This is a genomic window from Gordonia sp. J1A, assembly GCF_055393515.1.
Map to the genome: position 1 here is coordinate 3,438,389 of NZ_AP041607.1, position 13,813 is coordinate 3,452,201.

General features: G+C 69.7%; 7 protein-coding genes. 3 read left to right on the forward strand and 4 right to left on the reverse strand.

The genetic code is table 11. The annotated features are described in order from the left end of the window. Positions 1 to 6 precede the first annotated feature (6 nt). Positions 7 to 741: a VIT1/CCC1 transporter family protein gene (locus tag ACZ5QD_RS15980; RefSeq protein ID WP_006897116.1), complete on the forward strand. Its 735-nt coding sequence runs from the start codon at positions 7 to 9 to the stop codon at positions 739 to 741. Positions 742 to 749: 8 nt separating this feature from the next. Here the strand turns inward: ACZ5QD_RS15980 and ACZ5QD_RS15985 are convergent, their stop codons facing one another. Further along, complete coding sequence (locus tag ACZ5QD_RS15985) at positions 750 to 1,430, reverse strand: TetR/AcrR family transcriptional regulator (protein WP_278125778.1); 681 nt, start codon at positions 1,428 to 1,430, stop codon at positions 750 to 752. Positions 1,431 to 1,487: 57 nt separating this feature from the next. Between ACZ5QD_RS15985 and ACZ5QD_RS15990 the strand changes: the two genes are divergently transcribed. Both ACZ5QD_RS15990 and ACZ5QD_RS15995 read left to right on the forward strand, forming a co-directional pair. Continuing rightward, positions 1,488 to 2,984 (forward strand): MFS transporter, encoded by a 1,497-nt coding sequence (locus ACZ5QD_RS15990; RefSeq protein WP_464366931.1) that lies wholly within the window; start codon positions 1,488 to 1,490, stop codon positions 2,982 to 2,984. Positions 2,985 to 3,132: 148 nt separating this feature from the next. Then, a complete protein-coding gene (locus tag ACZ5QD_RS15995) occupies positions 3,133 to 3,453 on the forward strand; it encodes a putative quinol monooxygenase (RefSeq protein WP_346077398.1) in 321 nt (106 codons plus the stop codon). A gap of 61 nt (positions 3,454 to 3,514) precedes the next feature. Here ACZ5QD_RS15995 and ACZ5QD_RS16000 read toward each other — a convergent pair whose 3' ends face one another. The 3 genes from ACZ5QD_RS16000 to ACZ5QD_RS16010 form a co-directional block, all read right to left on the reverse strand. Continuing rightward, the gene (locus ACZ5QD_RS16000) at positions 3,515 to 6,895 is read right to left on the reverse strand and encodes an arabinosyltransferase domain-containing protein (RefSeq protein WP_464366932.1); all 3,381 of its coding nucleotides are present in this window, start codon (positions 6,893 to 6,895) and stop codon (positions 3,515 to 3,517) included. Continuing rightward, positions 6,892 to 10,227: an arabinosyltransferase domain-containing protein gene (locus ACZ5QD_RS16005; protein ID WP_464366933.1), complete on the reverse strand. Its 3,336-nt coding sequence runs from the start codon at positions 10,225 to 10,227 to the stop codon at positions 6,892 to 6,894. The genes ACZ5QD_RS16000 and ACZ5QD_RS16005 overlap by 4 nt, the downstream gene beginning before the upstream one ends. Positions 10,228 to 10,409: 182 nt before the next feature. Then, positions 10,410 to 13,730, reverse strand: a complete 3,321-nt coding sequence (locus tag ACZ5QD_RS16010; protein WP_464366934.1) for an arabinosyltransferase domain-containing protein — start codon at positions 13,728 to 13,730, stop codon at positions 10,410 to 10,412. Positions 13,731 to 13,813: the final 83 nt, after the last annotated feature.

Genomic DNA, 13,813 nt, shown 5'->3' on the forward strand with positions numbered 1-13,813 from the left:
GGATTCATGACGACGGAGACGAGGCCGACGCCCGACGGCGGGCATGCCGACGAGCCCCACACCGGCGCGCTGGCGAGCCGGCTCAACTGGTTGCGCGCCGGAGTCCTGGGCGCCAACGACGGCATCGTCTCGACGGCGGGCATCGTCGTCGGCGTGGCCGCGGCGACCGCCGACCGCGGTCCGATCTTCACCGCGGGGATCGCGGGCCTCGCGGCGGGCGCGGTGTCGATGGCGCTGGGGGAGTACGTGTCGGTGAGCACGCAGCGCGACACCGAGGCGGCGATGCTCGCGAAGGAGAAATGGGAGCTGCGGAACCAGCCCGAAGAAGAACTCGAGGAACTGGCGGGCATCTACGAGAAGAAGGGCATGTCACCGGAGACGGCGCGGCGGGCCGCCGCCGAGCTGAGCGACCGGGACGCCTTCGCCGCCCACGCTGAGGCCGAACTCGGAATCGATCCGCACGAACTCACCAACCCGTGGCAGGCCGCGTTCTCATCGGCGGTGTCGTTCACCGTGGGAGCACTGCTTCCGCTGATCGCGATCCTGGTACCGCCCGCACAGTGGCGCATCCCTGTGGCGGTGGTCGCGGTGCTTGTGGCACTGGCGGCCACCGGGGTCCTCGGTGCGTACCTCGGCAAGTCGTCGCCGTGGCGGCCGACACTGCGGATGGTGATCGGTGGCGGCATTGCGATGGCGGTGACATACGGCATCGGTTCGCTGGTCGGGACCGCCGTCGGGTGAGGTGGGGCTTACGTCTGGGACTGCACCGACTGAAGCAGCCCGTCGACCAGCGCGGCCAGGCCCTCGCGATACGTGTCAGCCGAAGTGAGTGACGCCCAGCGGTCGGCGGCCTGTGCGAGTCTCGGTAGTTCGCTGCGATCGAGGTCGGCGAAGACCTGATCGCGGAAGGTGGTGCGGCGGTCGTCCGACCGCCGGCGCGCCGCGGTGGTCTTCACGACGATCTCACCCGCCGTGTAGTACCAGATCGACCGATACCCGCGGACGGCTTGATCGAGCGTCAGGCCGGCCTGCACGAGACCGTCGACGATCTGTTCGACGAACCAGAGAGCCGAGGTCGAGAGCAGATCGTCGGCGGTCAGCACTTCCACGATCCACGGGCAGCCGACGAGGGCCTCGTGGATCGCGTCGGCCCCGGACAGGACGCGATCGCGCGCCCGCTCCGGCGGTTCGAATCGCCGCAGGTTCTGCGCGGCGTAGTCGTCCAACAGCATCACCAGCAACTCGTCCTTGTTCCGGACGTGGTGGTAGACCGCCATCGGCGCGCTTCCCATCTCCGACGCCAGCCGCCGCATCGTCAGGCGGTCCACACCGTCTTCGTCGACGATGCGGCGCGCCGCGTCCAGGATCTCCGAGAGCGATATCCGTGGTGGCCTGCCTGTGCTCTTTCGGGGAACTGAAGGTTGCGCCATGCCCCTCATCATTCCTCAGGGGTCGACAATCGAGGGGCGCGCCGTTAGTTTTTATACATGTACAAAAACAGGATCGGGAAGCCGACGGTGGTGCTCGCCGCGGCCTGCTTCGCTCAGTTCATCGTCGCTCTGGACATGTCCGTCGTCACCGTCGCGCTCCCGACCATCGGGCTCGACCTGGGTTTCGCTCCGCTCGATCTGTCGTGGGTGGTGCACGTGTATGCCCTGGTCTTCGGCGGACTGTTGCTGCTGGGCGGACGCGCCTGCGACCTCTACGGCCGCCGCCGGGTCTTCGTCGCGGGACTGATCGTGTTCGGCGTCTGCTCCCTTGCCGGCGGCGCGGCGCACGCGCCGTGGCAGTTGATCGCGGCCCGTGCCGGTCAGGGCCTCGGTGCCGCGGCGGTGGCACCGTCGGCACTGGCGATGCTCACCGCTACGTTTCCCGAGGGCGGGGCCCGGGTGCGGGCCCTCGGGGTCTGGAGTGCGGTCAATGCGGCCGGCGGCGCGCTGGGGGTGCTCGCGGGCGGACTCTTGACCGAGTACGCCGGCTGGCGCTGGGTCATGCTGGTCAACATTCCGATCGTGATGACGGCGCTCGCGCTCATCCCGCTCGGGGTGCCTGCCGGAGAATCGTCCGCACGGGGTCAGCGGCTCGATTGGCCGGGCGCGCTCGCCGCGACCGCCGTTGCCGTACTTCTGGTGCTCGGCGTCGTGCGCGCCGACACCGTCGGCTGGGGATCAGCGATCACGATCGCGACGCTGGCCACCGCGGGGCTGCTCCTGGCGGGTCTGATCGTGATCGAGGCGAAGTCTGCCGCACCGCTGCTGCGTCCGGGTCTGCTCGCCGACCGGTGGGTCTCGGGCGCGAACATCATCGTCTTCCTGGCAGCTGCCGGGCAGTTCGCGGCGTTCTATCTCGTATCGCTGTACATGCAGAACATCCTCGGCCTGAGCGCGGGGACCACAGGAGTGGCGTTCCTGCCCTTCACGGCCGGACTGATCGCCGGGACCGTCGTCGCCGTCCGCATCACGGCGGCGCACTCGCCGCGAACCGCGCTGGTGCCGGGGGCAGTGGTGGCGGCGGCCGGACTCTGCTGGTTCGCCACGATCGATCCAGGTGGCAGCTTCATGGTCGATGTGCTCGGCCCGTCGATCCTCACCAGCGTCGGTGTCGGCCTGGTCCTGGCGCCGGTCGCGACCGCCGCGACCACCGGCGTCGCTCCGCACGAGGCGGGCATGGCCTCCGGACTCATGAACAGTTCCAGGCAACTGGGCGGTGCAGTCGGAGTGGCAGCCCTCGCCACCATCGCAGCGCACCGATCGGGGACGTCGGTCGACCCCGTGGCGGTGAGTGGCGGCTACGCCCTGGGGCTGGCGGTGGCCGCCGGGTTGTTCGCCCTGGCGGCAGTGGCGGCGATCGTGCTCTTGCCGCGCCGCACGCCTCGGCGGACGCGCACCGTCACGCCGCTCGTGGAGGCCGCGGCGCGTGACCGCAGCGATGCGAACGAGAAGGGCGATACGAACGAGAAGAGACTGGAAGGAACGCCCTCATGACGATTGACGCGATCGACCTGTTCACCTCGGCCCGGCACGAGAAGCGCACCGACTGCCGTTGACCGCCGGGCGCCGCGATCCGTGGCCGGTACGGGCGGGACGACCGATAATGGGATCGGCAATCGTCCCAACTCCAGACAGGACCCGCATGTACTTCATCGTCGTCAAATTCCAGGTCAAGCCCGACAGCGTCGACCGGTTCCCGGACGTGGTGGCCGAATTCACCGCGGCCACGCGAGCCGAGCCGGGGAACCTGTGGTTCGAGTGGTCGCGCAGCCTGGACGATCCGTCGGAGTACGTGCTCGTCGAGGCCTTCACCGACGAGGGAGCGGGCCCGCACGTCTCCAGCGACCACTTCGCCGCGGGATTGGAGGCGATGCGCCCGCACCTCGTCTCGACCCCGAGGATCGTCTCCCGTCAGGTCGACGGCGACGGCTGGGACGAGATGGGTGAGCTGCGGATCGACTGAGAACGCCGCGGCCCGCGGCAGCCGGTCCGATCCGCTGCTCACCCCTCTCCCGAGCGGAGCCTCAGTAGCCCTTCGAGCGCATCGGCGCGGGGTTGTACAGTCCGCTCACCTGATGCGACCCGTGAACCATCTCGGCGGGCTCGGCGTCGACCACCATCGCGTACCGTTCCAGGCCGCCCCAGTCGCGGCCCCAGTTGTTGCGCAGGTACGTCGGCACCAGCGTGCCCTTGAGCAGTCCGTCGGTGATGCCGAGCGGACCGCCGTTGACGCCCGCCGACCAGGTCTGGCTGTTGCGCTTGGTGGCGTCGGCGTCGGGCATGATGCGCCAGTCCGGGATCTCGAGGATTCCGTAGCTGACGGCCATCGGCCGCTGGCACGGGAACACCAGTCCCGGCATCCAGTCGATGAACACCGGGTCGGTCCGCCCGACGACGTCGTTCAGGGTGCGCAGTGCGGGCACGCGCGGCGGCGTGAACGCCACCCATTCGTTGACCGCGGCGGCGTCGTCGAGCACGCTGAGCCGGACCACATCGGCGCGCGGCGGTGCGTCGGCGAACGCGAACCGCATGTTGCGCCAGTACTTCTGCTCCATCGCGTCCACCGGCGTCAGCGCCCGGCCCAGCGGGGTCACCCGGCCGTTCGCCTCCCGGCGGCCGAACTGTGCGGTCAGTTTCCGTCCGGGGGTGAGGGCGCCCAGGCCGTTCACCGCCTCGATCGAACCCGCCGCGGCGACGGTCAGCAGGGGTTTGTCGGCCGGGGCGCGGCCCGCCTCGAAGCCGAGGTCGTACCAGTCGGTGGTCACCGAGTTGACACCCGGCGAGCCGTAGCTGCCGAGCACCGGGGTGGTGGCCGGATCGAGGCCGTAGGGCAGCCGGACGGCGCTGGTGGGTGCCGTCGGCTCGGCGCCCACCGGATTCTGCTCGGTGTCGTCCGTGCCGTTGTCGGCGGTGTCCGCGGTCGCGGCGCCGCCCCCGGCGGTCGGGGGTGCGGTCGCCGGATCGGTGTCCTCGTCGGTTCCGTCCTTCTCCTCCAGCGGATCGATGAACGTTCCGGCCGGGATGCCGTCTCGAGTGAAGCCGACGTTCTGGCCTGAGAGGGCCGCGCGCGGCGTCGGCGCGGGATGTCCGTCGACGGCCGCCGGATGCAGAATCGCGGCATTCGGATCGTCCTCGACGAGGACGTCGTTGGCCAACCCGCACTCGTCACCGGTGAGCGCGCGCACATTCGACTTGGCCCACGACCAGCTGTCGCGCTGCACCCAGGCGCCCTTGACGAAGGAGCCGAGCATGAAGACGACCAGCAGTCCGGCGATCACCGGCAACGGCGAGAACTTGAACCGAGCCAAGCCGGTACGGGCGGTGCCGGTGCGGGTCGCGTCGTCGACGTAGTCGTCACGGAAGTGGTACCACAGACCCACCGCGGCGGTGAGAACGGCGAAGAAGAGCACGATCCAACTCAGCTTGATCCCGCCCAGGGCCACCGGGCGGTCCCACCAGGGAACGCCGTAGCTTCCGACGTACCACCACATGTTGGTGCCCGCCGCCGACACCGCCGTCACCAGCAACACGGCCGACGCGAAGAATGCGCGGTTGCGCCGCGAACGGAGCAGGGCCGGGGCCATCATCGCCGCCACGCCCGCACAGAGCGCCGCGCCGATACCCGCGTAGATGCCGAAATGGTGCGTCCACTTGGTCGGGGTGAAGGAGGTGAAGAACATCGTGCCGATGATGACGGCGACCAGCCTCCACATCGGAGCCCGCGCGATGCCCTGCGGCGATCGCCTCGACGCGAGCCGGAAGATCGCGATCACCAGCGCCAGGATCATCATCAGGATGCCGAAGCGGCGTGGGAAGGTGCCGTCGCCGGTCTGCAGGATCAGGTAGTAGTAGCGGACCGGTTCCTGCCACCACTGTTCGGTGGGGCCGACCTCGCCCGCCACCTTGTTGCCCTCCAGCAGCGGTGCGAGCGCCTGCGCGTAGAAGATCATGAACAGCACGGCCGTGCCCGCCGCCAGCAGCGGCGCGATCATCGGGAGCAGTCCGTCGCGCCTGCGCCGGTCGACGATCGTCTTGACGATCCCGCGCAGGCCCGCCACCAGGGCGGCCGCCGCCATCAGTCCGCCCGGCGCGAGAGCCAGAGTGAAGGCCGCGGCGATCGCGGCGATCGCGTAGGGCAGCAGCCGCCGAGTGGCGATCGCGCGCTCCACGCAGCACCAGGTCAGCAGCGCGCCCACGGCTTCGGCCGGTTCCGGGCGGATGCCGTTGTTGTACGGCATCCAGATGGTGAGGAACACCATCGCGCCGGTCCAGACGGCCGCCGAACTGTTGCGCACCGACCGACCCAGCCGGGGGATCACCTCCCGGCTGATGAGCCACCAGCCGAGCAGACCGAGCAGCAGGCTCGGCAGACGCAGCCAGGGAGTGGCGACCGAGATGTGCGTCATCCACGACAGGACTTGGAAGTGCCAGCCGAACGGGTCCTGCGGGACGCCGAAGTACCGGAAGTAGTTGTCGGCGTAGCCGGCCTCGCTCGTGATCCGGGCGACGGTGATGTTGTAGCCGTCGTCGGAGGTGTTGCCGCCGATCAGCCACCACACGGCCAGGACGAGGAAGACGGCGACGTCGGGGCCTCGGATGGTGAACCATCCGGCGGGGAGGAACCGCTTGTGCCCGCGGCCGTCCCGTGCGTCGAGCACCCCGAGCGCCAGCAACGACAACAGTGTCGCGATGATGCCGACGATGATCGCCGCCAGCTTGAGCGGCGTGGGGGAGTTGATGAAGCGGGTGTCGACGGTCGCGTTCAACGACAGACCGTCGCGTGAGACGTCACGGGGCAGATCGGAGAACACGCCGAGGATCTGCGGCCGCATGTCCGGATCGTCGGTGCGGTAAGACGTGCTGTCGCCGGGCGCGACACCCTCGATCGATGCGGTGACGCCGTCGCCGTCGCCCGTCATCACGAAGCGGCAGCCGGGGTCGCTCTGCGCCGCGGCGCGGTCAGTCGAGAGCAGCACCACGTCGCGCACGATCATGCTGATCGACTTGTCGGTGGCGCGGACGAACAACCCGCGCGCGGTGGCCTGACGTCCCTGCCTGGGCACGGTCGACATCAGGACGCCGCCGTCGGCGGGCAGACTCCGGGCCAGTGAACACGGCACGGAGACGTCCATCGAGGTCGGGACGTACGAGACCATCGGCGCGGTGACGTTGGTGACCGCGTCGTTCTGCGGCCAGTGCAGCTCCGACGTCTTCTGATCGATCGGCAGGATGGGCGTCAGCGCCGCGAGCACGAAGCCGAGCAGACCGGCCACCGCGGCGACCAGCTTGGCGTTGCGGTAGTCGCGCGTCTTCAGCCGACGCAGGCGGCCGGTCGCTCCGGCCTCGGCGGTCTGCGGAGAATCGTTCACGGTCACCGTTTCTTCATTCCCGTCACGCTCGGTCATTTACTCGGCTCCACCCGGATCGACCCGGTTCGCGTCCAGCCCCAGGTGCGCACCGGATCGGTGACGACGGCGGCGGGGACCGCGCCCGGGCTGAGCGGGAACTCCTTCTCCAGCGAGCCCCAGTCCTGATGCCAGTCGTCGCGCAGATACGTCGGGACGGTGACTTGCGACGTGGTGCCCTCGGTGACGGCGAGCAGACCGCCCGAATTGGCGGCCATCCAGGTCTTCGACTGGGAGTTGGCCGTCACGTAGTCGGGCAGGATGCGCCAGTCGGGGACCTCGGCCACACCGTGCCGGATCGCCAGGGGTCGCTGGCACGGGAAGTGCGCGGCCACCGGGAAATCGATCAGCACCGGTGCGGTGGAGCCGACCAGCTCCTGCAGGGTCTGCAACTTGGGGGCGCGCGGCGGCGTGATGCCGATGAATTGCATCGGGCCCAGGTTGGTGTCGGCCAGCACCAGGCGCATCACCTCGGCCTGCGGCGGCACCTGCGTCATCGGAACGCGCAGGTTGCGCCACGGCCGGTTGGGGATCACCGGTCCGGGATCGATCGGAACGACCTCCGGGCCCACTTGCACGAACGAGCCGCCCGGGCCCTTCTTGCCGAACTGGACCACCAGCTTCTGTCCGAAGGTCGGCACGCCGTCGGCGTCGATGGTCGAGACCGCGCCCGCGGTGGCGAAGGCGATCAGCGGCGACGCGTCGCGCGCCGGGAGCTCGTACCAGCCGGTCGTCAGGTGTGCGTTGGCGTTGTACCCGTAGCTGCCCAGCACCGGGGTGGTCTTCGGATCGAGACCGAAGGGCAGCAGCGCCGTCGAGCCGTTCACCGTCTTCGGGCCGACGCCTCCGGTGGTGCCGGCGCCGAGACCGCCGATGATGGCGAAGGGCTTGGAGGTGGAACCGCCCACGTGCATCTGACCGGCGCGGGAACTGCGGGTGTCCGGAGAGAGGTCGTCGGGGATGCCGTCCGGGGTGAACCCGACCGGATCGGCGCCGGTGAGCGCGGCGGTCGGCGACGCGCCACCGGCCGGGGTCAGCATGTTCGCGTTGGGATCGGGTTCGGCGAGAACCTGATCGGCCATACCGCAGGTGTTCCCGGTCAGCGCGTCGACGTTGTTGGAGGCCACGGTCATCGCCGGGTGACGGATGACCACGGCGCGGCCGAAGGCCAGGATGGTGGCCACCACCATCAGGGAGGCGATCACCAGGAGCGGCGTGGACGCGAGGGCGATCCGGCGCTTGTCGGCGGGGCTGTCCGGGACGCCCTCGGCGTGATGGGCGAGCCCCTTGTTGGCGACGTAGTCGTTGCGCAGATGCAGCCAGAGGGTGACGGCGACGGCCACCACGGCCAGCGCGAGCAGGATGGTGGAGACCTCGAAACCGGCGGCCACCGGTGCGATGTTGAACCACGGGATGCCCAGGTTGTACGCGTACGGCCAAGCATTGGTGCCCGCGGCCGCCGCGGCGAGTGCGAACAGCAGTCCCGCGGTCAGCGCGGACAGATTCCGCAGCGAACGGGCGCCGCTCTGTGCGATCGCGATCGCCGCGAGCGCGGCGAGGGCCGATCCGAGACCGGTGAGCACGCCGAACTGGATCGTCCACTTGGTGGGCGTGCCGAACAGCAGCAGCAGGGTGACGCCGAAAGCGCCGATCATCCGCCAAGCGGGCGAGGTGGCGACGCCCTTGACGCCGCCTCGGCGCAGGAGCACTGCGGCGACCAGGAACGCGGCGACGAATGTCAGCAGTACCGGGATCCGGCGGGCGAGCGCGCCGTCGGGGGTGCCGACGGACAGGAAATAATAGCGCAGGAACTCCTGGTGCCACGGCACGATGGGGCCCGTCTGGTAACGGATCTTCATCGCCTCCAGCACGGTCATCAGCGTCTGGTCGCGGAACACGACGACGGCGACGACGGTCCCGGCGGCGGCGATGGGAGCCAAGAGTGCGAGCAGTCCCGATTCGCGCCGGCGGTCGATCAGAACGTGCAGCATCGGGCGTGCGGCGACGAGGAGGATCGCCACACCGACCACGCCCTGGGGCGCGAGTGCGAGGGTGAGTCCGGCAACGGTCGCGGCGAGTGCGGCGGGCAGGATCCGCCTGCGGGTGATGGCCGACTCGGTGGCCCACCAGGTGAGCAGCGAACCGAGGACGATGATCGCCTCGCCGCGCAGACCCGAGCAGAAGGGCAGCCAGAAGGCGAGGAAGACCGCGCCGGCCGTCCACTCGGCCCATGCGTTCCTCGCGACGGCCTTGCCGAAGTGGGGGAGCACCACGCGCGAGAGGATCAGCCACGACGCGACGCCGGCGACGAGCTGCGGAATGTGCATCCACAGGATGGTCGGAGAGACCTTCGCCCAGAGGGCGAGGAAACTGTAGTACCAGTCGAACGGTGCCTCGGCGATGCCGTAGAACCGGTAGTAGTTCGACATGTAGCCGGCCTCGCCCGCGGTGCGGCCCATGTTGAGGATGTAACCGTCGTCGGGAGCGCCGGCGCCGAGGAAGGTCCACAGCAGCAGCACGCCGCTGACGACCAGGTCGGAGACCTTGGGACGCAGTCGCGACAGCCGGGAGCCGCTTCGTGCGATGAGGGCGCCGGTGTGGCCGTGGATGCGGTCGAGGCACCAGAGTGCGAACAGCGCGACGAGAGTCGCGAGCACGGCGATCACCATCGCGGCGATCTTGGCCGCCGAGGCGTGGCTCTCGTAACGGTCGTCGATGACGATTCGGGAGCGGATTCCGTCACCCGCGGCCTTCACCTGCGCGGCGGTGAGCGAGGTGAACAGGCCGTCGATCTGCGGGCGCGTATCGGGTTCGAGGATCTTCGCCGGACCGAGACCGACGAACTGCGCCCCCGTCGCGGTCGCGGAGGAGAAGATGTGCAGACGCTCGCACCGACCCGAGGCGATCTCGCCCCGATCGGCGACTGCGGCCAGATTGCTGCGGAACAGAACCGACACCGCGGAATCGGTAGCGGTGACCGTGAGGGCCTTGCTCGCGGCCTTCTGCGCGCCGGGCGGCATCGTCGACAGCACGGTGGTCTTGCCTGCGGGTAGCTGCGCGAGGACGCGGCAGTCGAGGGTGATGTCGACGTCCTGGGCGGTCTGCGCGATGAGCGGCGCGACGACAGACGGGTTGTCGGGATTCAGTGACTGTCCCTGCGGCCAAGAGATGGTGGCCGACGTGGTCGCCACGGGCAGAAGCGGAGTCACGATCGCAGCCACCACGGCGATGAGGCCCGCCACGATGGCGACCCATCGCGCGGTCGACGCCGTCAGCGGGCTCGAAGGACGGTCGGGCTCGGCGTCCGGCGGAGTGGGAGTCGGGTCTGGCACGCCCTATGACGTTAGTCGACCGGGCTCGGAACGGCCCAAACGTGCCGCGGGGCGTCACATCCGCCCGTTATCCGCCCTTTGTCCCGTGCGGTGGTGGCCTGTTCCTCGTCACCTCTCTTCTCGGCGCCTCTGTTCTCGGCGCCTCTGGTCTCGTCAGGATCCCGCGTATCCGGCTCCGGGTGTCAGTAGCGGATCGGCGCGGGACTCCACAGTCCGCTCCGTACCTTCTCGCTGTAGTCGATCTGGGCGGGCACCGCGGCGTCGTACGGCGTATAGCGTTCGAGAGCTCCCCAGTCGCGGCCGATGTCGTCGCTCAGGTAGGTCGCGACGGTGTCGGCGCGCTGCGACACCTCCAGCCAGCCGAGCGGTCCGCCGCCCAGGGCTCCCTGCCATGCGCTCACTGCGGCCAGGTCGGCGCCGGGACGGACCCGCCACTTGGGGATCTCGGCGACGCCCGCATGGAAGTCGAACGGGCGCTGGCACGGCACCACCAGACCCGAGGTCCAGTCGACGTGTGTGGGGTCGGAGCTGCCGACGGTCTGCTGCAGCGTCGTCATCTCCGGCAGTCGCGGCGGCGTGACCACGATGAAATGGTCCTTCGCGAGGTCGTTGTCGGTGGCGACGATGCGGACCGCGGTCAGATCGTCGGGCAGCGACGCGGTGTCGATCCGCACGTTCCGCCACGAGGGCCGCGGTCCGGGGTCGATGAGGCCGATCGAGCCCGTCGACTCGATCGCATCGTCCTTGACCCCCGGCGTCAGGCGGGCGTCGGTGTACTCCAGCCGCAGATTCCGCGACGGGAACACGCCCGCGGCAGACAGGGTGATCAGCGGGCGGCTCTTGTAGTCGGCGGGCAGCCGGTACCAGCCCGAGGTCAGCGACGACGGCGTCTGCTCGTCGGCGTCGTAGCTGCCCATCACCGGCGTGCGGGCGGGGTCGAGCTCGAACGGGAGCTGGGCGTGGCTTCCGTTGACGCCCGCGGTCTCGGTGGTGCCGCCGCCGGTGCCCCCGCTGTTCGCGATGAGCAGATCGGGGTCGTAGGCGGCGTCCCGGGCCAGAACTCCGAGCGAACCCGAAGAGGCCTTCGTCTCCACCTCGTCGGGGATGCCGTCCGGCGTGAAACCGGTGGTCGGACCGTTGTCGGAATCGGAGTGCGTCGGCGACCCGGCGAGCGGGTCGGCCAGCGAGGCGTCGACCGGTGTGAGCTGGAAGCGACTCGGATCGGTCTCCACCAGGACTTTGTCGGCCATCGCACACGGACGGCCGGCGAGGGCGGCGAAATTCGATCGCGGCACCGAGAAGGAGTCGCTCTGATGGACTCCCGCCATCGCGGCGGTCGCGATGAGGAAGACCACCAGGACGCCCGCGACGATCCCGAGCGGGGCGGCGGCGATCATGTGGGTCGCGGCGCCGGCCGAGCGGCGCAGCCGTGACGGATAAGCGGGCGAAGCCGGGTGCGGATCGGTGCCGGTGAACGGTTCGCGGAAGTGGAACCACAACGCCAGGCAGAGCAGCGCCAGAGCCGCGTAGAGCAGGATGTCGCCGAGCGGGACGCCGGCGACCATGACCTGCGAGACGCCCCACGGCATACCCCAGGCCGAGGCGTAGTAGTACGAGTTCGGTGCAGTCATCGCGAGCGCGGCGACGAACAGGACCAGCGCACCGAAGATCGTCCGATTGCGGCGCGAATGGGTGGCTTGACTGCTCGCGGCGATGGTGGCGAGGGCGGCCAGTGCGGCAGCCAGTCCGGCGAACACGCCGAAGTGATGCGTCCACTTGGTAGGCGTGAACATGAGGAACAGCAGTGAACCGAAGGTGATGCCGACGATGCGCCGCGCGGGTCCGAGTGCGGTTCCGGGAATGCGTGACTTGCGGATGAGGACCGCTCCGGCGACCGTCATGCCGAGCACCATCGCCAGAACCGCGAAGCGCCGGGCGATGCCGCCGTCGGCGGAGAACGCGAACAGCGACGAGTAGCGATCGATCTCGTTGTACCAGTTCAGTGACGGTCCGAGCGCGGTCTTCATCTTCGACGCCTCGCTGAACGCGCGCAGCGTGAGATTGGAGAAGACCACGAAGATCACGAAGGTGCCCGCGGCGGCGATCGGCGCGAGCAGTGCGGCGTAGGCCTGGAACCGGCCGCGGCCGGTGAGCGCGGCGACCTCGATCGCGCGGCGGCGCAGGGCCAGGAACATCGGGCGCGCACCTGCGACGAGGGCCGCGATCGCGAGCACGCCGGTGGGCCCGGCCGCGATGCTGAACGCGCCGGCCGCGCAGGCCACCGCGGCGGGGAGCAGCCTGCCGGTGGCGATGGCGCGTTCCACCGAACACCAGGTCAGCAGGGCGCCGAGGCAGATGATGGGCTCGGGCCGCAGGCCGTTGTTGAACGGGAACCAGGCGACCAGGAAGACCGCGGCGGCGGTCCACGGCACGGCGGGGCGGATGCGTGCGGCGCGTCCCAGCCGCGGTATCACCTCGTGACTGATGATGAGCCAGCTGACGATCCCGCAGGCGAGGGCGGGCAGCCGCATCCACGGGCTCGCGACGCTCACGTGGCTGAGGAGACCGAAGACCTCGTAGTACCAGCCGAACGGTGATTCGGGCGCGCCGAACCACCGGAAGTAATTGGCGGTGTAGTCGCTGTTCTGGGCCACCCTCGACATCGTCATGAGGTAGCCGTCGTCGGAGGTGTTGGGCCCGATCATGTGCCAGACGGCCAGCAGCCCGATGACGGTGTAGTCGCGAGGGTTCAGCCGCCACCAGCGTGCCGGGAAGATCCGGCGGTGCCCGCGGCGGTCGGTGGCGTCGAGCCGGGCCAGCGCGGCCAGCGAGATGAGCGTGCAGAGCACTCCGACGACGATGGCGATCCACTTGGTGATCGTCGGCGCCGTGCTGTAGCGGGAATCGATCACCATGTGGGCATCGAGACCGCCGAGCGTCGACGCCGGGCCGGTGAGCTGGGTGAACAGCCCGGTGACCTGCGGACGCTGGTCGCCGCCGGGGATGTTGCCGGATCCGGTCGCGGCCTCGAGGGGCTCGCCGGATGCGGTGCGCAGGCCGGTGAAGGCCGCGCTGACCTCGTCGGAGGTGGCGCGGACCCGGATCTGTTCGCATGCGCTGGAGCGCACCTGCGACAACGGTGCCGACAGAATCGGAATGTTCCGGGTGACGACCTCCACGCTGGGGTTCTCCGAGCCGGTGACCCGCACGAACAGTCCGCGGTCGGTGGCCTTCGGCGCAGAGGGCGAGGTCGTCGAGAACAGCACCGTCTTTCCGGCGGGCAGGGAGCCGACCGCGGAGCACGGAATGTCGACGCTCAGGTTGATCGGTGCGTAGGAGAACAGCGGTGCCGAGACCGATTCCACGACGCCGTGCTGCGGCCAGCTCACTTCCGCGACAGTCTGCTTCACCGGGAGCAGCGGGGTGGCCAGAGCCAGGAGGACGCCCAGTGCGCCGGTGACGATCGCGGTTATCTGGGCGCGTCGGACGGTGAAAGCTGGCACAGGTCGTCATCCTAGCCCGGCGGTTCGCGGTGCCCGCCGCCCCGCCGCCGCGCGCACCGCCGGCCCGATCCGGGCCGGCGGCC

Excerpts from the sequence above, each read along its gene's own strand:
- ACZ5QD_RS15980 (WP_006897116.1), top strand. The coding sequence starts at position 7 with ATGACGACGGAGACGAGGCCGACGCCCGACGGCGGGCATGCCGACGAG.
- ACZ5QD_RS15985 (WP_278125778.1), bottom strand. The coding sequence starts at position 1,430 with ATGGCGCAACCTTCAGTTCCCCGAAAGAGCACAGGCAGGCCACCACGG.
- ACZ5QD_RS15990 (WP_464366931.1), top strand. The coding sequence starts at position 1,488 with ATGTACAAAAACAGGATCGGGAAGCCGACGGTGGTGCTCGCCGCGGCC.
- ACZ5QD_RS15995 (WP_346077398.1), top strand. The coding sequence starts at position 3,133 with ATGTACTTCATCGTCGTCAAATTCCAGGTCAAGCCCGACAGCGTCGAC.
- ACZ5QD_RS16000 (WP_464366932.1), bottom strand. The coding sequence starts at position 6,895 with ATGACCGAGCGTGACGGGAATGAAGAAACGGTGACCGTGAACGATTCT.